This window comes from Stecheria intestinalis, assembly GCF_009696165.1.
GTDB lineage: Bacteria > Bacillota_I > Bacilli_A > Erysipelotrichales > Erysipelotrichaceae > Bulleidia > Bulleidia intestinalis.
The window spans coordinates 1-20265 of sequence record NZ_VUMN01000014.1 but is presented as its reverse complement, the minus strand read 5'-3'; the positions used below and the strand labels follow the sequence as shown (position 1 = coordinate 20265).

At 47.1% G+C, this 20265-nt stretch carries 24 protein-coding genes and 1 other annotated feature; of the genes, 16 read left to right on the top strand and 8 right to left on the bottom strand.

Annotated features, from left to right (window positions below; genetic code table 11):
- Positions 1-68: 68 nt before the first annotated feature.
- From FYJ51_RS06995 to FYJ51_RS06980, 4 genes are all read left to right on the top strand, one after another.
- The gene (locus FYJ51_RS06995; protein ID WP_154504479.1) at positions 69-221 is read left to right on the top strand and encodes a hypothetical protein; all 153 of its coding nucleotides are present in this window, start codon (positions 69-71) and stop codon (positions 219-221) included.
- The gene (locus FYJ51_RS06990) at positions 221-1120 is read left to right on the top strand and encodes a toxic anion resistance protein (protein ID WP_154504477.1); all 900 of its coding nucleotides are present in this window, start codon (positions 221-223) and stop codon (positions 1118-1120) included. Before FYJ51_RS06995 ends, FYJ51_RS06990 begins: the two co-directional genes overlap by 1 nt.
- Positions 1121-1182: 62 nt before the next feature.
- The gene (locus FYJ51_RS06985; protein ID WP_154504475.1) at positions 1183-2391 is read left to right on the top strand and encodes a MalY/PatB family protein; all 1209 of its coding nucleotides are present in this window, start codon (positions 1183-1185) and stop codon (positions 2389-2391) included.
- A gap of 127 nt (positions 2392-2518) precedes the next feature.
- A complete protein-coding gene (locus FYJ51_RS06980) occupies positions 2519-3232 on the top strand; it encodes a CHAP domain-containing protein (RefSeq protein WP_154504473.1) in 714 nt (237 codons plus the stop codon).
- Between the two features lie 58 nt (positions 3233-3290).
- On the opposite strand, the gene FYJ51_RS06975 is transcribed toward FYJ51_RS06980, so the two are convergent.
- A complete protein-coding gene (locus FYJ51_RS06975) occupies positions 3291-3686 on the bottom strand; it encodes a hypothetical protein (RefSeq protein ID WP_154504471.1) in 396 nt (131 codons plus the stop codon).
- Positions 3687-3758: 72 nt separating this feature from the next.
- On the opposite strand from FYJ51_RS06975, the gene FYJ51_RS06970 reads away from it, so the two are divergent.
- The 3 genes from FYJ51_RS06970 to FYJ51_RS06960 all read left to right on the top strand — a co-directional run bounded on the left by FYJ51_RS06970 (position 3759) and on the right by FYJ51_RS06960 (position 7023).
- Positions 3759-4673: an ROK family protein gene (locus FYJ51_RS06970; protein ID WP_154504469.1), complete on the top strand. Its 915-nt coding sequence runs from the start codon at positions 3759-3761 to the stop codon at positions 4671-4673.
- Positions 4674-4680: 7 nt separating this feature from the next.
- Positions 4681-5685 (top strand): hypothetical protein, encoded by a 1005-nt coding sequence (locus FYJ51_RS06965; RefSeq protein ID WP_154504467.1) that lies wholly within the window; start codon positions 4681-4683, stop codon positions 5683-5685.
- A gap of 96 nt (positions 5686-5781) precedes the next feature.
- On the top strand, positions 5782-7023 hold the full coding sequence (locus FYJ51_RS06960; protein ID WP_205946231.1) for a coiled-coil domain-containing protein: 1242 nt from the start codon (positions 5782-5784) through the stop codon (positions 7021-7023).
- A 65-nt stretch (positions 7024-7088) separates the two neighbouring features.
- On the opposite strand, the gene FYJ51_RS06955 is transcribed toward FYJ51_RS06960, so the two are convergent.
- Positions 7089-7289, bottom strand: coding sequence for a cold-shock protein (locus tag FYJ51_RS06955; RefSeq protein ID WP_105302475.1), 201 nt, complete (start codon positions 7287-7289; stop codon positions 7089-7091).
- A gap of 242 nt (positions 7290-7531) precedes the next feature.
- Positions 7532-7739 (top strand) — a binding site (T-box leader).
- A 41-nt stretch (positions 7740-7780) separates the two neighbouring features.
- Here FYJ51_RS06955 and metG point away from each other — a divergent pair.
- The 5 genes from metG to FYJ51_RS06930 all read left to right on the top strand — a co-directional run bounded on the left by metG (position 7781) and on the right by FYJ51_RS06930 (position 12903).
- A complete protein-coding gene (gene metG, locus FYJ51_RS06950; protein ID WP_154504463.1) occupies positions 7781-9730 on the top strand; it encodes a methionine--tRNA ligase in 1950 nt (649 codons plus the stop codon).
- A 190-nt stretch (positions 9731-9920) separates the two neighbouring features.
- Positions 9921-10286 carry a GntR family transcriptional regulator gene (locus FYJ51_RS06945; protein WP_105302478.1) on the top strand — a complete coding sequence of 122 codons (366 nt, stop codon included), beginning with the start codon at positions 9921-9923 and terminating at the stop codon, positions 10284-10286.
- Entirely contained in the window at positions 10273-11157 is an 885-nt protein-coding gene (locus tag FYJ51_RS06940; RefSeq protein WP_167836405.1) for an ABC transporter ATP-binding protein, read from the top strand. The genes FYJ51_RS06945 and FYJ51_RS06940 overlap by 14 nt, the downstream gene beginning before the upstream one ends.
- Entirely contained in the window at positions 11150-12616 is a 1467-nt protein-coding gene (locus FYJ51_RS06935) for a hypothetical protein (RefSeq protein WP_154504461.1), read from the top strand. Before FYJ51_RS06940 ends, FYJ51_RS06935 begins: the two co-directional genes overlap by 8 nt.
- A gap of 2 nt (positions 12617-12618) precedes the next feature.
- Positions 12619-12903 carry a winged helix-turn-helix domain-containing protein gene (locus FYJ51_RS06930; protein ID WP_154504459.1) on the top strand — a complete coding sequence of 95 codons (285 nt, stop codon included), beginning with the start codon at positions 12619-12621 and terminating at the stop codon, positions 12901-12903.
- A gap of 109 nt (positions 12904-13012) precedes the next feature.
- Here the strand turns inward: FYJ51_RS06930 and FYJ51_RS06925 are convergent, their stop codons facing one another.
- From FYJ51_RS06925 to FYJ51_RS13930, 5 genes are all read right to left on the bottom strand, one after another.
- Positions 13013-13717: a hypothetical protein gene (locus FYJ51_RS06925; RefSeq protein ID WP_154504457.1), complete on the bottom strand. Its 705-nt coding sequence runs from the start codon at positions 13715-13717 to the stop codon at positions 13013-13015.
- Complete coding sequence (locus FYJ51_RS06920; protein ID WP_205946230.1) at positions 13705-14340, bottom strand: ATP-binding cassette domain-containing protein; 636 nt, start codon at positions 14338-14340, stop codon at positions 13705-13707. Before FYJ51_RS06920 ends, FYJ51_RS06925 begins: the two co-directional genes overlap by 13 nt.
- 24 nt (positions 14341-14364) lie before the next feature.
- The gene (locus FYJ51_RS06915) at positions 14365-14931 is read right to left on the bottom strand and encodes a hypothetical protein (protein WP_154504453.1); all 567 of its coding nucleotides are present in this window, start codon (positions 14929-14931) and stop codon (positions 14365-14367) included.
- On the bottom strand, positions 14928-15719 hold the full coding sequence (locus FYJ51_RS06910) for a hypothetical protein (RefSeq protein WP_154504451.1): 792 nt from the start codon (positions 15717-15719) through the stop codon (positions 14928-14930). The genes FYJ51_RS06915 and FYJ51_RS06910 overlap by 4 nt, the downstream gene beginning before the upstream one ends.
- Positions 15720-16099: 380 nt before the next feature.
- Positions 16100-16273 (bottom strand): cyclic lactone autoinducer peptide, encoded by a 174-nt coding sequence (locus FYJ51_RS13930; RefSeq protein ID WP_154504449.1) that lies wholly within the window; start codon positions 16271-16273, stop codon positions 16100-16102.
- A 100-nt stretch (positions 16274-16373) separates the two neighbouring features.
- Between FYJ51_RS13930 and FYJ51_RS06900 the strand changes: the two genes are divergently transcribed.
- The 4 genes from FYJ51_RS06900 to FYJ51_RS06885 all read left to right on the top strand — a co-directional run bounded on the left by FYJ51_RS06900 (position 16374) and on the right by FYJ51_RS06885 (position 19619).
- Positions 16374-16946 (top strand): accessory gene regulator B family protein, encoded by a 573-nt coding sequence (locus FYJ51_RS06900; protein ID WP_154504447.1) that lies wholly within the window; start codon positions 16374-16376, stop codon positions 16944-16946.
- Positions 16934-17626, top strand: a complete 693-nt coding sequence (locus FYJ51_RS06895) for a LytR/AlgR family response regulator transcription factor (RefSeq protein ID WP_154504445.1) — start codon at positions 16934-16936, stop codon at positions 17624-17626. Before FYJ51_RS06900 ends, FYJ51_RS06895 begins: the two co-directional genes overlap by 13 nt.
- Before the next feature lie 401 nt (positions 17627-18027).
- Positions 18028-18867 carry a GHKL domain-containing protein gene (locus FYJ51_RS06890; RefSeq protein ID WP_205946228.1) on the top strand — a complete coding sequence of 280 codons (840 nt, stop codon included), beginning with the start codon at positions 18028-18030 and terminating at the stop codon, positions 18865-18867.
- Between the two features lie 356 nt (positions 18868-19223).
- The gene (locus tag FYJ51_RS06885; protein ID WP_135358122.1) at positions 19224-19619 is read left to right on the top strand and encodes a hypothetical protein; all 396 of its coding nucleotides are present in this window, start codon (positions 19224-19226) and stop codon (positions 19617-19619) included.
- A gap of 133 nt (positions 19620-19752) precedes the next feature.
- Here the strand turns inward: FYJ51_RS06885 and FYJ51_RS06880 are convergent, their stop codons facing one another.
- Positions 19753-20073, bottom strand: a complete 321-nt coding sequence (locus tag FYJ51_RS06880; RefSeq protein ID WP_105305122.1) for a transposase domain-containing protein — start codon at positions 20071-20073, stop codon at positions 19753-19755.
- Between the last annotated feature and the right edge of the window lie 192 nt (positions 20074-20265).

The following is a 20265-nucleotide window of genomic DNA, read 5'->3' as shown; positions in this document are numbered from 1 at the left end:
TGGCACAGGTGTGAATCCGCGTCCATGATATACTGAAACAGACAAGAGAAAGAAGAAGGATCGATCTGATGAGTGAGACACAGGCACAGGAACAGAAAATCACATTGACACTGACCCCTGAGGAAGTGAAGGAAGAACAGCAGACCCAGCTTCAGAATCTGGAAGAAGAAAAGCAGGAAGAACCGAAGAAGGGAAAGACCTCGGAGAGATCGGCGATCTGATGACGACACTGGTTCAGGAACTGAAGAGCACAGCTCCGGATGAAGAGAAAAACAAGGGATTCTTCGGCGGATTGTTCAAGAAGAGCGGAGATAAAGTTTCGCAGTATAAGGCGAAGTATGACAAGGCAGAAGTCAATGTCGATAAGATTGCTTCAATTCTGGAAGATCATCAGATTCAGCTGCTGAAGGACATTGCTCTGCTGGATCAGCTGTATGACAAGAATGCACAGAATACGAAAGAGCTGTCTATGTATATTCTGGCCGGCAAGAAGAAGCTTGCGGAAATCCGTCAGAATGAACTGCCGGAGTTAGTAGCCAAGGCAAATAAGAGCGGTCTCCCGGAGGATGCGCAGGCAGCGAATGATCTTGCCCAGGCATGCGATCGGTTCGAGAAGAAGCTTTATGATCTGGAACTGACCAGACAGATCAGCGTGCAGATGGCACCGCAGATCCGCCTGCTTCAGAACAATGACACGCTGATGACCGAAAAGATCCAGTCCACGCTGGTCAATACGATTCCGCTCTGGAAGAACCAGATCGTGCTGGCCCTTGGCATCGATCACAGCAAGGAAGCGATGGAGGCAGAGCGTGCGGTCACGAATATGACCAACGATCTGCTGAAGAAGAATGCCGAGACGCTGCATCAGGCAACGGTGGATGTTGCAAAGGAATCCGAGCGTGGAATTGTCGATATCGAGACGCTCCAGCATACGAATGAGGAACTGATCAAGACGCTGGATGAAGTCCTGGAGATCCAGAAGGAAGGCCACCAGAAACGGCAGGCTGCAGAAGAGGAACTTCAGCGGATCGAAGGAGAGCTCAATGCAAAGCTTCTCGAGATCAATGTGCAGAAAGATGTCACAAAAAACGGCAGCATCGAAGCCGGAAAGCAGCAGTAGCAATCGTCTGCGGAGAGAGTACTCTCCGCTTTTAAAAAAGAAAAAGGAAAGGATAGGATCATATGAAATACGATTTCACGAGCGTTATGGACCGGCATGGCAAGGACAGCATCGCTGTAGATGTTCCGGAAAAAGGAGGACCTCAGGGCGAGACCAGAGAGGGATTCGACCGGATTCCGATGTGGGTTGCCGACATGAACTTTCCGACCTGCCCGACGATTCTGGAAGAGATGCAGAAGCGGGTTGCGCATCCTGCGTTCGGGTATTTCAGCCCGACGGAGGAGTACTATCAGTCGATTATCCGCTGGCATTCTGTCCGCAATCATGTGGAAGGCATCAAGCCTGAGAACATCGGCTACGAGAATGGCGTGCTTGGCGGGGTCGTGAGTGCTCTGAATGTGCTCTGTTCCAAGGGTGATAAAGTTCTTCTGCACAGCCCTACGTATATCGGCTTCACGCATGCACTGACGAATAATGGCTATGATATGGTGCTTTCTCCGCTGGTGAAGGATGAGAATGGTGTCTGGCGCATGGATTATGAAGATATGGAAAAGAAGATTTCCGAACAGCATATCCATGCGGCAATCATCTGCAATCCTCATAATCCGTGCGGAAGAGTCTGGACGAAGGAAGAACTGGTCAAGGCTATGGAAATCTTCGAGAGACATCAGGTCTGGGTGATCTCTGATGAGATCTGGAGCGATCTGATGCTGAATGGGCATGTCCATACCCCGACCCAGTCAGTCAATGAGTATGCGAAGATGCATACGGCCGCAGAATATGCGCCGAGCAAGACGTTCAATCTTGCTGGTCTGGTGGGTTCGTATGACATCATCTACAACCCATGGCTCAGAGACCGGGTCAACAAGGAGTCTTCGCTGTGTCATTATGATTCGATGAATGTACTCTGGATGCATGCCTTGATCGGTGCGTACAAGGATGAGGGCATGGAGTGGACGGATGAACTGAAGTCCGTGCTCAGCGACAATGTCAACTTTGCTTATGACTTCATCAAGGATAAATTCCAGGGAGTCACGCTGTCCAAGCCGGAAGGAACTTATATGCTGTTCCTGCATTGCGAAGACTGGTGCAAGGAGCACAATATGACCATCGAGCAGCTGCAGCGCAAGGGCGTGGAGTATGGCGTTCTCTGGCAGGATGGCAGACCGTTCCATGATCCGTATGGGATCCGCATGAATCTGGCGCTGCCGACCAGCCGGGTAAAAGAGGCATTTAATCGTCTGGATCGATACGTATTCAACGCGAAGTAATCATCAGCAGGGTACATTCTCTCTATGAAACAAATGAAAATAACTTTGTGGAAGAGAGAATATGAAAGTATTTTCACATAATGCGATGTTGCGCGCTTACATTGCTTTATGTTAAAACTACTGGTGTATGAAAAAGCTCCTGAAGACAATTTTCGCGGCAGGAATCTCGTTATTCCTCCTGGCGGGTACGCAGCCTTCCTTCGCGTTCATCAACGCTGAAGAAGGAGATGGAATCACTACTTATACAGCAGGCAATCCTTACTACGGCGGATGGTCCAACTGCACATGGTCTGCATGGCAGCTGGTATATCAATCTACCGGATATGCACTTCCGTCTCTCGGCAATGCCGGAGAATGGTTCTACAACGCGATGATGATGGGATATGAAGTCTCTCAGACGCCGCGTGCTAACAGTGTCGGTGTCTGGACAAGCCATGTCGTCTACATCACGCAGTATGATGCGGATTCGAATATGCTCTACATGCAGGAAGGCGGATTCCTCGGCGGCTATAACGAAGGCTGGATTGCAGCGAATAGTTCGAGAAGCGGTCAGGGCTTCCTTGGGTATATCTATATCCCGACCGATGGCTATACTCCGGTTGCGATCAGCTGGGATGACCAGGCTGCGATCGCAAAGGCTTATCAGCAGGCAACGCAGCCTCAGGAGCAGTCCGCAGTTTCTGTTACCGAAGATGAAGTGACAGAGATTGAGAAGGATGTTGTCAGAGTCGATGATGCGCAGTCTGATGAGACCGCGAAGAAAGAAGATCAGCAGGCAGCTGCAGAAGTAAAGGCGGAAGATAAGCAGCAGACTTCTTCCGAAAAGCTGAAGCTGTACTGATATCAGAAAACTGAAGAACTGAAAAAGGCGGTGATAGAATCATCGCCTTTTCTGTTAGTCAGTTCTTCGGATTATGGTCCAGGACGTCCGGGATGACGTTCTTTTCAAGATCGTCGATCGTTTCCCGGAAGGCAGCAGGAATGACCACTGCGAGAGTATGATCATCAACCCGGTAAGTGATCATGATCGGGTCGCCATGGTATTCCATGATGGTCGTGATGCAGGACAGATCCAGACTGCGGTAGCGGGAGATGAAGGTGTCCCGGGAGGGCAGTACCGGTATTTCCATCGGAGTGTAGTGATTTCTCAGAAAGAGAATCACGCCATGGCTGCTGATATCATCGTCCTTCAGAATGTCCCAGACACAGCCGAGCATGTCTTCATGAGATAGGTCTGCAGCAGGGTACAGGTATGTGTAGGAGTCGTCTGCCTGTATGATAGTTGTCTCTTTCATGGATAGAAATCCTCCTGAATCTCAATCACATTGTAGCACGATGAGTTTCATGTTCCGTGGTATGATGGAACCATGAAGCAGATACTGACCCTGGATCTCGGGGGATCATCCATCAAGCATGCACTGCTCAGTGAGTCGGGCAGCTTTCTTTCAGACTATGGCAGGCATGAGACGGATACGGAAAGCGCTGACGGTCTGAAAGAGAAGCTGAAGGAGCTTCGCAATCAATATGCCGGACAGTACGATGGGCTGGCGGTTTCAATGCCCGGAAAGATCAATACCAAAGAAGGACGATGTGTGACTGCCGGAGCTTACCATCGGCTGGATGGCACGGATATGAAACGGTTTCTTGAAGAGATCTTCGAGGTTCCTGCGGTCATTGCGAATGATGGCAAATGCGCAGCATATGCCGAGGCGGAATCCGGATCATTGAAAGACGTAGCCAACGGGGCTGTCATCGTATTCGGCACCGGGATCGGCGGCGGCATCGTGCTGAATCATAAGGTCTGGATGGGGAGCGATTCCGGGGCTGGCGAGCTGAGCTGGCTGCCGACGGATTTCAGAGGAATCTTTCAGAAAAACAGAGAACTGTATACCAGTATGTGGGGCGGAAACTGCTCGGCACACGCCCTGACGGTACACTTTGCAGATAAGAAGGGCATTCCGGAAACCGAGATGGATGGGGAACGGTTTTTCCGGGATCTCAAGGCTGGAGATGCTGATGCGGCCGAGGTATTCCGGGACTTTGCACAGCAGTGTGCTGCGGGGATCTTCGCCATGCAGTCGATGCTGGAGCTGCAGCGGTTTGCGATTGGCGGCGGCATCAGTGCAGAACCGGAAGTGACAGAAACGATACGGGCAAATCTGGATGAACTCTTTGCAGAGAGTTCCTGGATTCCCTGCAGCAAGCCGGAGGTTACGGTATGCAGATATGGCAACCAGGCAAACCTGATCGGGGCGCTGAATTTCTATCTTGATCAGCAGTGAGGGGATTATGAAAACAAGACAGAGCATTATCCTGATGGCAGCGTGCATCATGCTTGCAGGCTGCGGCAGTTCGTCTTCTGAAGCAGAAGACACCACGAGCCAGCCGGCTCTGACATCGGCACCGGTCGTGACCGTCGAGAAGATTTACAGCGATCTCGGGTATGATGAGACCATCGAGCAGGGACTTGATGTCGATCATTCCAGTTCGGTCAGTGATCTGACACTGTCGGAGATCCGTTCATGGTCCATGGGCAGCGGCCAGGCATCTCAGAATGAGACTTGGTATGTGAAGACGGAAGGAAACGCCCAGACCTGGGTCAGTGAGGGAGGTTCTGTCACGAAGCTGATCTTTGATGATCAGGGAAGAATTCTTTGCTGGTACAGCCAGGTAGGGGATGAAGAGAGCGAGTCACAGTATTACTACGAAGATGATAAGCAGATTCAGGTATATACGGGGGTGACGCCGGCGGTGGTCACGCTGAGCCGGGATTATGATTATCCGATCTATTTTCCGATCAATTCCACGGATCGCACGGTGACGTATACCAAGACTTCAGATGGTCTGATCATTGAGGCGGCTTCGGAATCGAATCCGGCTTATGGCAGCTCGAAGAGCCGGAGCGTGTATGAATATTATCCGGATGGAACAGTATACCGGCAGCTGACGTATGATCGCAATGATCAGCTGGAGTCGGTAGCAGTCTATGTCTATGCGGAAGAATCCGAGGCAGAGGCAGATTTCAAGGAACATGCCGATGCGGATGCGGCGAAGAAAGCGGAAGAGCTTGGAGATAACCGCCCGGATCAGCTGCAGTATCTCGAAGTGCTTCTGAATGATACGCCGGTGCGCTATCGGGCATCGGATGATGGCAGCATCTATATGCGGTTCAATGCCGGGATCTATGTGTATGTGGCAGACACCAGGGACGTGGATGGAACAACCTGGTATTCCGATGGTACCTACTGGATCAAAGGCGATTCGCATGTCCTGCTGAGAACTGCAGAAAAATAAACACAGACAGACCTCTAGATGAGGTCTGTTTCAATCAGAGAGGTCTCGTGTGATATGATTCTTGCGTGACACATGAACAGAACAGATAAACAGAGAATGGCTGCAGAGACCATTCAGAGATACAGAGTTTCAGAAACGATCCGCAAAGCCGACGTGCTCAGCCGGCTGGCGAAACCGGATGATCTATATGATGAGAATGGCGTGATCTGTCTTGGACACTGGGGCATTATTGCGGTATTTGCCTCAAAGCCGGACCTGGAGAAGACGATGGGAGCCGAGGCAATTCCGGTTTCCGAAGAAGAGCAGATGCTTTCTCTTTGCGCGAAGATCCAGGAAGAGACTTCAGAAGTCTCGTTTTCGGATGCGAAGAAGGAATATCTCGCCGCGACACGGGTGTTTCAGAAGCGTGCCAGGGAGCAGGAAGAGAGTCATAAGCTTGTCCATCGGCTGAAGGCAGCCCGCCGCAGCGTGAAGCTGCAGAATGACTGGCTTGGCAGAGAAAATGCCCTGCGTGCCCGCCGGGCAGAGTCCAGCACGCGCATGCTGGAGGACTATGAAAAGGCTGCAAAGGAAAATGCGGCGAAGCAGAAAGAGCTGATCCGCCAGCTGACGGAGCTTGGCGAAGAAAAGTCTCGCAATGAGAAGAAGATCAGTGAATGCGGCTTTTCTTCGAAAGAATACTCGGAACAGCTGGATCAGTATAAAGAAGCGGTCCGTTTCCGCGATCATCTGTTTCACCGGGATTATGTCCGTGAAATCGAGCAGCGGCGGAAAGAACTGAAAGAAGCGATGGCGGAACAGGAACGGATTCGCCTGGAGCTAGAAGCGGAGCAGCAGAAGCTGAATCAGCAGGAAGCAGATCAGAAACAGGAACAGGAAGCACTGCAGCACGAACAGGAGAACCTGACCCAGGAGAAGAACCAGGCACAAGCTGCTCTGGAATCCGCAAAGAGCGATCTTGCGTCGGGAACATTCATGCTGCAGCAGAGTAATGTTCAGACAGACTCGATGGATCTGAAGATCGGCAGAGCACAGAAAAAAGCGGAGGCAGCTGAGAAAGCACGGAAACAGGCAGAGCAGGATCAGTATGAAAAAGCAGTGAAGCTGCTGCACGCATGGCGGGCAGAGTCGAAGGTGCTGAAGTACCAGTTCTGCGGCATGCTTGCAACGGCTGAGATGACAGAGTCTCTGTTCTTTGCTTCAGAGATGCTGTGTGCTTCCGGAACGGCTGCACTGAAGTGGCTGAGAGAGATGGATCCTCAGGCAAAGTACGGGATTCTCTGCACTTCTGACTTCAGAGATCCGGAGGAGTGTTTCCGGAAGATCATTCTGCTCTGAGAAGAAAAAAAGAGACTGCGGCATGATGCCACAGTCTCTTTTCTTCTTCTGCGCGATGTTTATCTTTACAGTTTCACAACGTTGGAAGCCTGCGGGCCGCGGTCGCTCTGCGTGATGTCGAACTGAACAGACTGTCCTTCATCAAGAGTCTTGAAGCCTTCGCCCTGGATTGCAGAATAATGAACGAATACGTCCTTGCCATCATCAGTTGTGATGAAGCCGTATCCCTTCTCTGCATTGAACCACTTTACCTTGCCTGTAGCCATTACTCTAAAAAATCTCCTTTTCAATTGTACTCGGCCTCTAAACAAAAATTCCATGCTTCAATCGAACTTCGATTTCTGCATGAAATCTTGGTTGAGCTTGAATACAGTTATTAATTTAACATTTCTTTGAAAGACATACAAGTGTTTTTTCATAGAGGGAAAGTGAAAAAAATTACATTCCTATGCGGTTTTCGGCGTCTCGTATCTTTTCAAAGGAGCGTTTCTTTACTATAATATTTTCACGAAAAGCGACGAAAAGAAGAGTAGTCCGGAAGAAGGTCTTCCAGAGAGCAGAAATCTGGTGAAAATCTGCGGCAGGAATCCGGATGAAGATGGCCTTGGAGCTGATTCTGTGAAGAGCAGAGTCCGGGGATTGCCCGTTAACGCGCATGGAGTGGTCTGAGCAATCAGGCAAGACAAAGGTGGTACCGCGTGCAAGGCGTCCTTTCGCAGGGCGTTTTTCTTTTTGAAATTCCAGGGAGGTGGAAACCATGGAGAATAAGGGACCTTATTACATTACTACTGCGATTGCCTATACTTCCGGCAAACCGCATATCGGAAATGTCTACGAAATCGTACTGGCAGATTCCATTGCCCGCTACAAGCGGCAGATCGGCTATGATGTCCGTTTCCAGACCGGAACAGATGAGCATGGTCAGAAAGTAGAAGAGAAGGCAAAGCAGGCAGGCGTATCCCCGAAAGAGTTCGTGGATAAAGTATCTGCAGAGATCCGTCAGCAGTTCGATGTCATGAATCTCTCTTATGACAAGTTCATCCGCACGACGGATGAGGATCATGAGCGGTCGGTGCAGCATATTTTCAAGAAGCTGTATGACCAGGGTGATATCTACAAAGGCAAGTACAAGGGAATGTACTGTCAGGAGTGCGAGGCATTCTATACAAAGAGCCAGCTGACGGCAGATGGAAAGTGCCCGGTCTGCGGTTCTGATGTCAAGCCGATGGAAGAAGAAGCATACTTCTTCCGCATGAGCAAATATGCGCCGAGACTGATTCAGTATATTGAAGATCATCCGGAGTTCATTCAGCCGGAGAGCCGCAAGAACGAGATGATCAACAACTTCCTGAAGCCGGGTCTGCAGGATCTCTGTGTTTCGAGAACCAGCTTCACGTGGGGCATTCCGGTTTCGTTTGATCCGAAGCATGTGATCTATGTATGGATTGATGCGCTTTCCAACTATATTACCGGTCTTGGCTATGATCCGGATGAGCCATATACTGAGCTCTACAAGAAGTACTGGCCGGCAGATCTGCATCTGGTCGGAAAGGATATCATCCGCTTCCATACCATCTACTGGCCGATCATGTTAATGGCACTTGGCGAACCGCTGTCGAAACAGGTATTCGGTCATCCGTGGCTGCTGACTGGCTCGGATAAGATGTCGAAGTCCAAGGGAAATGTCATCTATGCAGATGATCTGGTAAATCTGTTCGGTGTTGATGCGGTGAGATACATCATGCTGCATGAGATGCCGTTTGCTCAGGATGGTCATGTTTCCTATGAGCTGATGATTGACCGGATCAATTCCAATCTGGCTAATAACCTGGGCAATCTCGTCAACCGCACGATTTCCATGCAGAACAAGTATTTCAATGGCAAGGTGACGAATCCTGGTGTTTCTGAACCGGTGGATGAGGAACTGAAGCAGAAAGCAATGGAAACCGTGAAGACGGTTGATGCCAAGATGAGCGAGCTCAGGGTGGCTGATTCGATCGATGCGATTTTCGAGCTGCTGGATCGCAGCAACAAGTATATTGATGAAACCACGCCATGGAGCCTGGCTAAGGATTCCGAGAAGGTTTCCCGCCTGGCTACGGTGCTCTACAATCTGCTTGAAGCCATCCGTATTTCTGCAGTTCTTCTGAGACCGTATCTCCCGGAGACAAGCGAGAAGATTCTTGATCAGCTGAATACGCAGAAGCGTGACTATGATTCCATTCAGGAATGGGGCCGGATGGAGACTCTGATCTCCGTGACTCCGACTCCGGAAATTCTCTTCCGGAGACTGGATGAGAAAGAAGTCATGGCCAAGGTTGCGGTGATTGAAGAGAAACAGCAGGAGGCTATGCGCAAGCTGAAAGCAGAGACGGAGAAGAAGCCGGAAATCGCAATGGAAGATTTCGGCAAGCTGGATCTTCGGGTTGGCAAGGTCCTCTCCTGCGAGAAGCATCCGAAGGCTGATACCCTGCTGATCGAGAAAGTAGATCTTGGCAATGGCGATATCCGTCAGATCGTATCGGGTCTTGCCGGAAGCTATACGCCTGGCCAGATGATCGGCAAGAGCATCGTTGTGATTGCCAACCTCAAGCCTGCAGTCATCCGCGGGGTAGAAAGCCAGGGAATGCTGCTGGCAGGAAAGAACAAAGACGAGATTGCAGTCGTCGAAGTAAACGGTCTTGAGCCGGGCACAAGAATTCAGTAAAACGAATTGTTCAGAATTTCTGAACAGTGCACTTGATCAGGTGTTATCTGCGAAAAAAAAGAAGCCGGATTTGCGGGAAGTCATGATTCCTGTGAATCCGGCTTTTTCTGTTCCTGTTGACATCAGATAATACAGATGGTACAGTTCAATCAGATAGTACAGATAAGACAGATGATCGAAGGGAGGCCGCATGTTCTTATTGAATATTCAGAGCAAAGTTCCGATCTTTGAACAGATTGAGACACAGATCATGCGTTTCATAGAAACGGGTGTGCTGGCACCTGGGGATCGGCTGCCATCGGTGAGGCAGATGGCGATTGATAACGGGATTAATCCTAATACCGTTGCCAAGGCTTATGCAAAGCTCGAGCAGGATGGCTATGTCAATAACATCCCGAAGAAAGGGGTTTATGTGGCAGAAGTGAAGCAGACACGGATGATCGATGATCGGGTAATGGCTGTCATGAAACAGTGGAGAGAGGAAGGAATCGCAAAAGAGACGATTCTGACATGCGCAGATGCTGCATATGGGGAGAAGACAGATGCTGAAAATTGAAAATGTATATAAAAACTTCGGAACAACTGAAGTTCTGAAAGGATTGAATCTGGCCGTACAGGAAGGTTCCGTCTTTGGCCTCGTCGGGGTCAACGGGGCAGGCAAAAGCACGCTGCTGAGACTGATCTCCGGTGTCTATGAAGCAGATCAAGGTACCGTTTCTTTCAATGACCATGACACGTTCCGGGATCCGAATATCCGCCAATCCATCTCCTTTGTCAGTGATGAGCCTTATTATCCGATCGGGGCGACGATTACGTCGATGAAGAATTTCTATGCTTCACTCTATCAGTTCGATGAGGCGTCATTCCGGAAGTACTGTGAGATCTTCGGGCTGAATCCATCGATGCGGATTCTGAACCTGTCCAAAGGGATGAAGCGAAGAGCAGCCTTGCTGTTTGCGCTTTGCACGCATCCGAAGCTATTGCTGCTGGATGAGGCTTACGATGGTCTGGAGCCGATTGCCCGGCTGCATTTCAAGCAGATTCTTGCAGATCTGGTGGAGGATGAGAAACTGACGGTAATCATTTCGTCGCATAATCTGCGGGAACTGGAAGACATCTGCGACAGCTATGGCATTCTGGAAGATGGTGTGATGCTCACGTACGGAGACCTGATCGCTTCCCGTGAGAATATCAATAAATATCAGGCTGCCTTTGCCGGCAATGTGCCGGCAGATGTATTCAAGGATCTGGATGTGCTGCATCTGGAGATTGAAGGGCGTGTCGTCAAGGCGGTCATCCGGGGCAGTCAGAGTGAGGTTCAGAAGAAGATTGAAGCGCTGAAGCCGGTGCTGATCGATGTGCTGCCGGTGAGCTTTGAAGAACTGTTTATCTATGAAGTGGAAAAGAAGGGAGAGCATCATGAATAAAAGCTATTTCCGATTTCTTGTGCGGTATCATCGGGTGCCGCTGGTGTTCTTCTTTATCTTCTACATGACGATTGCGCTGTCTTCCTTCATGACAGGTCCGTCTCTTTATGCACCGGATCACGGAATGAATTCGATTCTGTCCAGTACGTTTACGGCATGCATGGTCATGAGCGTTCTGCTGACGTTCGGCATTCCCATTTATCTCTTCACCTGGATGCACACCAAGAAGAGCTGCGATGTCTACGGAGCTCTTCCTTATACGCGGAAAGAGATGCTGGTAACGTCAATGACTGCTGCCTTCCTTGTCTGTTTCGGATTCTTTTTCCTTGGAACAATTATTCCAGCGATCATCGGGCTGGCACACGGGGAGCTGTATCTGTCTGGCTATCTGATTGCACTAGCAGAGATGGCCCTGGGAAGTGCGGTCCTGCTATTGTTCAATACCGGGTTATATCTGGTTGCCAACAATGCACTGGATGGAGTGGTCATGCTGGGAGCGTATCATTTTCTGCCGGTGATGATCATGCTGACGGCAGGAAATGTGTTTTCGAGCCTTGTGGCAGGGCTTAGCACTCCTGACCTGGAGAAGATCAGCTGGCTGTCACCAGTCTACACGACAGGCAGTCTGGTGGGCAGTGCTATTTCAGATGCATTGCCGGTAAATCTGAATGTGCTTGGGCAGGATTCCCTGCTTCCTCGGACACTGATCCTCATCGGGTTCCTGCTGGTTTCCATTCTCCTTCTGAAGGCAAATTATCTTGACCGCAGACTTGAGCGGGCTGAACAGCTTTCAGACAATACTCTTGCATATCCGCTGGTGATCCGGATTTATACGGCACTGTGTCTTCTGATCCTGGCAGCAGGCACGTTCAGAGGCGATGTGGAATTCATGATGTTTATCCTGATCTTTGCGGCATTCCTGGTCTCGCAGTTTGTATATCGGAGAACGATCCGGCCGAACTGGAAGATGATCATCCAGTTTCTGATTCTGACGGCGAGTGCATTTGCGATCGCTGGCATCGGCTGGCGGACAAAAGGATTTTTCATGGCAGAGCGGCCGATTGATTACAGCAATGCACAGTCGATTTCCTATTATACGTGGAACGATGATGATGAAGGCAGCGTAACTTTGGAAATAGATCTGAAGGTTGATGACAGCGATACAAAGGCCGCAGAAATGTTAGATAAGCTGCGTCAGAAAAGCATCGATGAATTTTACGGCGGAAGGGAAGAACAGGAAGACGATCTGGAGAATCAGTTCTCCAGCTATGGCACGCTCTCCATTGAAACAGATGAGGGAAGCTGGACCTATGACATCAATGCGGCAGATGCGCTTTCCATCGATGATCTTTGCACACTGGCAAAGTACGGCACCCTGTCAATCGATCAGTATTCTTATTCCTCGGGTATGGAGAAAGAGCTTACGCTCGATGAATATCGTGAGCTGATCAGAAAGTAAATATGAATCTTCGCCTTAATCAACAAGACCGGATTGTCTATGCGGATGGCGAGGCATTGCATCTGACGAAAAGTGAGTGCGGCATCCTGTCGGTGCTGATGGCGCACCCGGACTGTGTCGTGAGCAGTGAGCAGATCTACCGCGAAGTCTTTGCTCAGGAACCCTATGCATGCAGAGGAACGATCTATGTCCATGTGCGTCATCTGCGTGCAAAGATTGAGCAGGATCCCGATTGTCCGCAACATATCCTGATGGCTTGGGGCAAGGGGTATCTGTATCATCCATGATCCGGAAGAAGGCAGATCATCCTGCAAACGATTTGCCAGCAGAAAAGCATCGGGCAAACTGTCTGAACTGGTCTGTCCGATGCTTTTTCTGCGTGAGATAATTCATCCATTAAGATTCTGCAAGCACCATTGCCCGGTTATAAGAAGCCTGCTGTGCGTCATTCAGCCGACTGACCACTTCCTGGGGTTCTTCATCCGGATAGATCTGCTGCAGAAATTCTTTCAGTTCGGAAGTGTCAAATTGGTAGAGAACAGGGTCATAAATAGAAGAAGAAATCTCCATCTCAAGTGAGGCTGGTTCTTCCCGATAGGCATCAGAGATCTTCCAGCAGCTGAAATCCGCAGTAGTGAAAGTATAGACACTGCTGAGCGAATTGCCTTTGATATCACCGATATATTCTGCGCCGATTTCAAGAAGCTTCTGACATCCCGAATTGCAGGTAAGAGAAAGAACATCAGAGTTCAGATCAGAAATGCTGCAATCCTGGACAATCTCAATTTCCTGCTTATTCAGAGTTCCTTCATAAATCTGTTCAACCTGAACTTTCATAAGAATCGAACGTCCGGCAGTTCTGAAGGATAGCGGACGAAATCGTATTACTGTACCATCAGAATCAAATAAGCTTGCATATTCTTCAGGGTTGCGAAGCAGAGAATCAGCTGTGCCCAGCACATTCAGAGATTCGGAAATAGGCAGATCATCTGTGATTTCTTCTTGCGGTCTGACCTCCTTTGAAAGAATCCTTCCGAACAGAAGGCTGCAGGCAGGAAACAGCAGAAGCCATGCATACTTCAGCTTTTTCAGATGCGGCATATATGATGCTCCTCGATTTCGTAGATTTCATCAGAAAGCATTTCAACTTCTGCTGCGTCATGGTTGACGTAGAGGATCAGTCTTCCTTCCTCTCTCAGCTTCATCAGAAGGCTCATCAGCAATTCTTTTGATTTTCTGTCAAGACTGTTGGAAACCTCATCCAGAAGCAGAATCTGCTGTTCTTCCATGATTGCCTGGATGATCGCAAGCTTCTGCTTCATTCCAAGGGAATACTTTCCGACCGGCATATTTCTTGCTGAATAGATTCCGAAAGTCTTCATCCACTGAAGCATCTCTTCTTTTGTGACCTTTTTGCGGAATCCTGCCAGATATTTCAGATTCTCCAATCCGGAAAATGATTCAATGAAAGAAGGCTTTTCGATACTGACGCCGATATTATTCTGATAGACGTCCGTGCGCAGAACAGGCTTTCCATTAATCATGATTCTGCCAGCATCCGGAGTCATAAGGCCGCAGATGCATTTGAGCAGAACCGACTTTCCGCTTCCGTTCGGACCAGTCAGTCCGATGATCTTTCCGCCTGTCACATGCATGTCTGCATGGTCGAATATGATAAGCCCATTGAATCCTTTGCATAGTCCGCAGATCTCAATCTCCGGCATCCTCGCTACCTCCTTTTCCGGCATTCAGAATGATTGCAATTGCAAAGCCAAGACACCCGCATAGCATTGCAAGAGACAGCGGGGTGTATTCGAATAGATTGACTCCTTCGATAAATGCAGAAACAATTCTGCTGTAAGAGTGATCAGCAGTGCATTGACGTATCTGCCAGACATGCAGAAGAGAAAATCTTTCAGCAGTGTCCAGAAACATGACCATAGCAGAATCTTCATCATGCAGAATGACCAATTGGTGATACTGCCTGCAAAAAGATCAAACACCAGCAGAGGAATGAAGCTGATCAGAAAATACAAGAAGCAGATCAGCAGATCCAGCTCCACCATGGTGAACATGGCATCACGCTTTCCATGCATGCGTACATGGACATACTGTGAGTGTGTTAAACGATAGGCAGACGTCTCATTGATGATCATCATGAGGATCGGAATCAGCGTGAAGATGCTATCGGTGTAATAGATCGAGAGCATTTCAGCAACCGGAGAACTTAACCCTGGAATCAATACGGAAGCGATCAGTACCAGATTGCATAGCAAGAGGATCCTGGTCATCCTGAATTTCAGAATCCATTTCATATCGTGATGTCCTGGTCTGACCGCTTGCGAATGACACGGCATAGCAGAATCACAAGAAGAATCGGAATCAGAAGACGAAACAGACTATCCATTGCAAATCCGAGCGAACTGTTTCGGACAAGGATCTGAGCCGAATCTGAATAATTCACCAATGTTCCGATTCCAGAAATCGAGGTGGCGATAATCGAATCGAGAATCATGATCAGAAATGGGGTACAGCGGATCAGGACACCGTTAGAAGAATAGGTCGAGATCAGAAACCCGCAAAGAGCGAATGCAATATTGAAAATGCAGATCACTGCCACATAGTAGCTGATAAAGATAAAAGGATGACTGAAATAGGCCAGAGAAAACTCGACTCTGGAAGAAGGAATTGATACCACCGCTGCCATCGATGGATCGGCGGACTTCATCGTAATAAAGAGACATCCAGCCGCACTCAGAAAAAACAGAACCACATCCAGAGCGGTATTTCTGATTACTTCATTTCTTTTCCAGAGAAGGAAAGGTTTCTGAGGAGTTCGCACAAACAGATACTGGGCAGCAGAACGATAGAACACAAACATATTCCCATTCAGAAATCCGCATAGCAGGGGAATCCCCCAGATCATGAAGTTAGGAATCAGATTCGCTGCAGAATAATTGAGGATATACCAGTCAAACATGCTGATATACTGTGTCCCATAATTCCTCTTCATGTCGAGAATCATGATCCACTGAGCAATGAATCCGGCTGAAATGATAATTGCAAGACGTAAAGCTCGTTTCTCTTTTTTTGAATGAGACATGAGTGCTCCTTTCCAGACCAGATCCTGGCAGCATGCGTTTCTGAAGTTCTAAGAACGTTTTCTGCCGCAAGTTGTTTTATATGATCAGGTGTTCTTTTCATCTGAAGGATTGAGTGCATTCATGAGAATAGGCCTCCCTCTTCAGAAAGGTGATATCGCTGCTTGCGATAGGAATGATCATGTCTGAATCAGCCGATATCCCATACCGTTCCATGAAAAGGACTATCCATGCTTGTGAGGTAAATAGATTCTCAAAGTTAATGTCATCGTGAAACTCTCAGGCTGAGATGCGTTGTAAAACCAGAGGCTAGGTGGACTTGCAAATTCTGACATGATTCATTGAATCTAATGCCTAAAAGCCAGAAGTTATATAGCCACGATCACTTGCAGTGATGTTCAAAGTTATTCAGACCTTCAGGTTTCTCAATCCTTCGATATTTCCGAAAATCTGGCTGATAAAAACCGTGGAAGGAAAGCGAGGCGGATTCAGCTTTTCCAACGAAGATCATAAAGTGAGCTATTAGTGAAAATAAATAAGCTGAAATGGATTTCATAATTTAAATAATAATTGAGAAAACTGACTTCAGTGATGGCTTGTGATGAAATGGCGAAAAACGTGATGAACGGTTTACTCTGTCTGTTAAACTGAAATCAATGATTGAAAAACTGGCAGACCATATCGCGGATCAAATCGATTCACAGCTGCAATTGAGTGATACTGATAGAGAGAATCTATTCAGAGGGATCCTAGTAGTCTTATGTGATGCGGCTGATTTTTTTCCTATCCTTGTATTGTCTTTCATTTTGAATACAACAGGTACGGTGGCGTTTTATATCCTGCTTTCTTCTGCGCTTCGGCATTATTTTGGCGGGCTGCATGCAAAAACATTGCCGAGATGTGTCTGCACAGGACTGATAATATATTATGCATGCATGGTATCTGTTCGGTTAATCAATCAGATATGCTTTATTTCAAGCTTTGGAGTTGCTTCTTTCTGCTTCCTGGCAAAAGAAAGCAGAAAGGGAAAGACATTCAGACAATCCATAAGATTGAAATTGAATGTTCCAGGTTTATCAGGAAAAACAATTCTGCTTCTGATACTTCCATTTATGATGGCGATACTATCACTTTATGACAGAATCTTTGTAAGAATTGCGGTATATCTGCTCACTATTACAGCGATTCAGGTATTATTGCAGAAAGAGGGGATTGTATGGAGCCTTTAAAAGTCGCAATCATTGATGATGAAAAGAATGATATTGAAATAATCAATGAAAAGATCAATTCGATTTCGAAAAAGGAAAATATTCCATTTAGCTGTTCCTCATTTCTGAGTTCGGATTTACTTCCGGAGATGCCGTTTGATATCTTTGTCATCGATATTGATATGCCGGAGATATCCGGATTTGAGTTATCCAGTAAGCTGTCGGCATCTTATCCGTTCAGCAAAATGATCTTCTGTACCAATCACAATGATCTCGTATTCAGTGCGTTTGAAATCAACACGTTTTATTTTGTCAGGAAAGATCATCTGGAAGAAGATCTCAGAAAAGCATTTGATAAATACTTCAGAACATGTTATCTCGGCTTTTTTCAGATGAGCGATAATCGTCGTATTCCGCTGGCAAAGATTTTATTTCTGGAAATTTCAGGAAATAATCTGACGATTGCCTTTCAGGATGGCAAAGAAATAGAGACACGGAAAACACTGAAGTCAGCATTAGAACAGGTCCCATCTGATCAGTTTATTCAGATCTCAAAATTCTGTGTGGTTAATCTCAGCTATGTGCAGGATGTCAGAGGGATGAATTGCATATTGAGTGATGGGAAAAAGCTTCAGATCTCAAGATCAAGGAAAAAAGCAGTTCTGGAGAAGTTCGATCAATTCCTGGCAAGCAGATTATGAATACTTTTAATACGGTAATCAATTTATATGAGACGTTCCTATTCGCCGCCCTGTTTTATCGTGTTTCAGATAGCTCCTCCAGGCAGAAACTGATCGCATGCGGAATATACTGGATTTTCACCTTCATTTTCGTGCAATATGCAAATCGAGTATCGATTACACTTGGATTTTATCAGCTGATTGTGGATGGGGCTGGAATCATGTGCTTGCTTGCGGCTTCAAAAAAAAGATTCAGCCAATGCCTGATTCTTGCTGTGCTGCCAGACTTGCTGGTTGCTGTTTTCAATACAACTATTACCGTGATGGGATCGATTATTCTGTTCCATGAAGTTGATGGACCAAGGCTGGTGAGTTCATATTCTGTGCAGATGACTATTCTGACAAAGATTGCTGAAACCTTTATGTTTTCAGCAATAGCAAGAGTCCTGAAGAAGAAATCGGTTATTCAGCTGAATGCACTTGAGGAGTATCTGATCGGAAGCATGCTTATTCTGTGTGTTGCAATCATTGATTCTATTGAAGCGATGCTCTTCTATAAAGCTTATAATCCTGCATGTCTTGCGGTTACTATTGTCTGCATCGGCACATTATCATTGCTGGTAATCGTGGTGCTTGTACATTTCAATCAGAGAAATACACTGCTGCAGCAACAGCAGAAAGAAAATATGATGATTTCTTCCGAGCTATTATCGGCAAAAGGCAAAGTACGTGCGCAGTCAGACTTGCTTTCTCTTCGTCATGACTTATCACATGTGATCACGCTCCTTCAGAATCAGTATGCGGACGATGAAAACATCATAGCATTATCCGAAAAGCTGAAAGAGACGGATATTCCGGTATCGACTCCAAGTTCTGCAGTCAATCTGATCTTGAATGCAGAACGTCATAAAGCAGCACAGAATCAAATCGAAGTGAGCTATGTGCTGAATATTCCGGAGAAACCATTCGTGACGGATGATGATCTTTATGTTCTACTAGTCAATCTGATGGATAATGCAATCGAACATATCGGGGCAGAACGACGCATAAAGCTGGAAATTTTCTCAAACAGAGAAAGGTTTATAGTGAAAATAGAAAATTCAGCAGAAGCAGACACTGCTGAAGTAAAGAATTCAGAAAGCCACGGATTCGGACTTTCGGCAATACGATCAATTACGTCCAGATATGGCGGAACTTGTTCATTTCAAAAAGAGAATGAGGAGTTCGTGGCATTCGCTGTTCTGCATCATAACGAAGAATAGAGATAAAACTCAGTGCTGGATTCCAGATACTATCTGAAATCCCTTGTGATAAGTTGCTGATTATCGGGATAACATGCATAAAAGAAACTGCGACAATGAAGTAAACTATGCATATGAACACGAATGAAATAGATAATGTATTTATGGAATCTGTTCCAATTCGATGCTAACAATTCAATAAAAATGCATGTTGAATATGAGATTGCACAGAATTGATATAGTCACATAGATCGAAGAAGAATGGAGGTTATGATGAGAAGAACCGGCATTCAATGAATCCCGGGATATTCTCCCGGGACAGTATTGATTCATTCAATTTCTCTGACATCAGATTCAGGATTAGGAAAGGGACGATTATGAGGAAACTCAGAAGAGTCCTCAACGTGGTATTGCTTTCGCTTTCTATCTTCTGTGTGCCGGTTCTTGCTAGAGATACAGATGTGAATCTGGTAAATTTCTATATTCCTGCACAACAGAAACTCGCGGAATATTACCTCGATGCTTATTGCCATGGAAGGTATCTCTTTGTAAACCTGGTGAAAACGGGGAGTAAAACTGACAAAGTAAATTTCCGGGCGGTTGACAGCTCTGAAACACAGCTGACTACTTGGGGAATGGCAGCAGAAGGAGGAGGAAAGGCAACTGCTGTCTTCACTGATAACAGAGTTGAAAGAACAGTCCACAAAGTATATTTCAAGAGTGCCGAATACAATTGGGGCGGATATACCATCAACGGCACGATGACATACTAGAAGTAAGCGTCTAATACAGGGTGAACTTATTTCATAAGAGCAGGACAATATAATGAGCGCGAAGGCGACCGGACTTTAAAGAACCCAGTGCTGGGTCAGTAAAGCTCGATCGCCTTTTGATGGCGAATCTGATTTACGCAGATGGCTGTATCAATTTCTTCTTTCCATCCACAACCCGGACCTTCGGAGGCTTGTCTGGACCGGTTCCCATGTAATCAACGATCTCTCGCTTCTTACCGGCTTCATATTCATGATAGGAATCGCTCCAGGGCATCAGTTCTTTCAGAAACGATTCTGTAATGCGGGCAGATCTGTTTCTGTCCATCATGCGATCGATCAGATACTGAAAGTAGATTCTCGGATTGGCATGGTTTGCCTTTGCCGTTTCTGCCAGGGATTCGATGATCGCATTATCTTCTGCTCCGGTGATGGAATAGCTGAATAGAGAGTTCATCCTGAGCTGGCAGATACTTCTGACACTTCGTTCGGCAGCTTATGTTAATGTAGGTATAATTTTCCTTATGCCCAGCTTCTATTTATCATTAGTTTCCTTGCAGAAGCCCAGTTTTACTGATTTTTATAAGAAAAATGTAGGCATAATCTTTCTTAGCGCAGTCCGAAATTCCTGGCAATTTCCTCTTCATCT

Excerpts from the sequence above, each read along its gene's own strand:
- FYJ51_RS06980 (WP_154504473.1), top strand. The coding sequence starts at position 2,519 with ATGAAAAAGCTCCTGAAGACAATTTTCGCGGCAGGAATCTCGTTATTC.
- FYJ51_RS06960 (WP_205946231.1), top strand. The coding sequence starts at position 5,782 with ATGGCTGCAGAGACCATTCAGAGATACAGAGTTTCAGAAACGATCCGC.
- FYJ51_RS06940 (WP_167836405.1), top strand. The coding sequence starts at position 10,273 with ATGCTGAAAATTGAAAATGTATATAAAAACTTCGGAACAACTGAAGTT.
- FYJ51_RS06970 (WP_154504469.1), top strand. The coding sequence starts at position 3,759 with ATGAAGCAGATACTGACCCTGGATCTCGGGGGATCATCCATCAAGCAT.
- FYJ51_RS06985 (WP_154504475.1), top strand. The coding sequence starts at position 1,183 with ATGAAATACGATTTCACGAGCGTTATGGACCGGCATGGCAAGGACAGC.
- FYJ51_RS06890 (WP_205946228.1), top strand. The coding sequence starts at position 18,028 with ATGTTTTCAGCAATAGCAAGAGTCCTGAAGAAGAAATCGGTTATTCAG.
- FYJ51_RS06915 (WP_154504453.1), bottom strand. The coding sequence starts at position 14,931 with ATGAAATGGATTCTGAAATTCAGGATGACCAGGATCCTCTTGCTATGC.
- FYJ51_RS06955 (WP_105302475.1), bottom strand. The coding sequence starts at position 7,289 with ATGGCTACAGGCAAGGTAAAGTGGTTCAATGCAGAGAAGGGATACGGC.
- FYJ51_RS06920 (WP_205946230.1), bottom strand. The coding sequence starts at position 14,340 with ATGCCGGAGATTGAGATCTGCGGACTATGCAAAGGATTCAATGGGCTT.
- FYJ51_RS06945 (WP_105302478.1), top strand. The coding sequence starts at position 9,921 with ATGTTCTTATTGAATATTCAGAGCAAAGTTCCGATCTTTGAACAGATT.
- FYJ51_RS06925 (WP_154504457.1), bottom strand. The coding sequence starts at position 13,717 with ATGCCGCATCTGAAAAAGCTGAAGTATGCATGGCTTCTGCTGTTTCCT.
- FYJ51_RS06910 (WP_154504451.1), bottom strand. The coding sequence starts at position 15,719 with ATGTCTCATTCAAAAAAAGAGAAACGAGCTTTACGTCTTGCAATTATC.
- FYJ51_RS06880 (WP_105305122.1), bottom strand. The coding sequence starts at position 20,073 with ATGAACTCTCTATTCAGCTATTCCATCACCGGAGCAGAAGATAATGCG.
- FYJ51_RS06885 (WP_135358122.1), top strand. The coding sequence starts at position 19,224 with ATGAGGAAACTCAGAAGAGTCCTCAACGTGGTATTGCTTTCGCTTTCT.
- FYJ51_RS06930 (WP_154504459.1), top strand. The coding sequence starts at position 12,619 with ATGAATCTTCGCCTTAATCAACAAGACCGGATTGTCTATGCGGATGGC.
- FYJ51_RS06895 (WP_154504445.1), top strand. The coding sequence starts at position 16,934 with ATGGAGCCTTTAAAAGTCGCAATCATTGATGATGAAAAGAATGATATT.
- FYJ51_RS06995 (WP_154504479.1), top strand. The coding sequence starts at position 69 with ATGAGTGAGACACAGGCACAGGAACAGAAAATCACATTGACACTGACC.
- FYJ51_RS06935 (WP_154504461.1), top strand. The coding sequence starts at position 11,150 with ATGAATAAAAGCTATTTCCGATTTCTTGTGCGGTATCATCGGGTGCCG.
- FYJ51_RS06900 (WP_154504447.1), top strand. The coding sequence starts at position 16,374 with ATGATTGAAAAACTGGCAGACCATATCGCGGATCAAATCGATTCACAG.
- FYJ51_RS06975 (WP_154504471.1), bottom strand. The coding sequence starts at position 3,686 with ATGAAAGAGACAACTATCATACAGGCAGACGACTCCTACACATACCTG.
- FYJ51_RS13930 (WP_154504449.1), bottom strand. The coding sequence starts at position 16,273 with ATGAAATCCATTTCAGCTTATTTATTTTCACTAATAGCTCACTTTATG.
- metG (WP_154504463.1), top strand. The coding sequence starts at position 7,781 with ATGGAGAATAAGGGACCTTATTACATTACTACTGCGATTGCCTATACT.
- FYJ51_RS06965 (WP_154504467.1), top strand. The coding sequence starts at position 4,681 with ATGAAAACAAGACAGAGCATTATCCTGATGGCAGCGTGCATCATGCTT.
- FYJ51_RS06990 (WP_154504477.1), top strand. The coding sequence starts at position 221 with ATGACGACACTGGTTCAGGAACTGAAGAGCACAGCTCCGGATGAAGAG.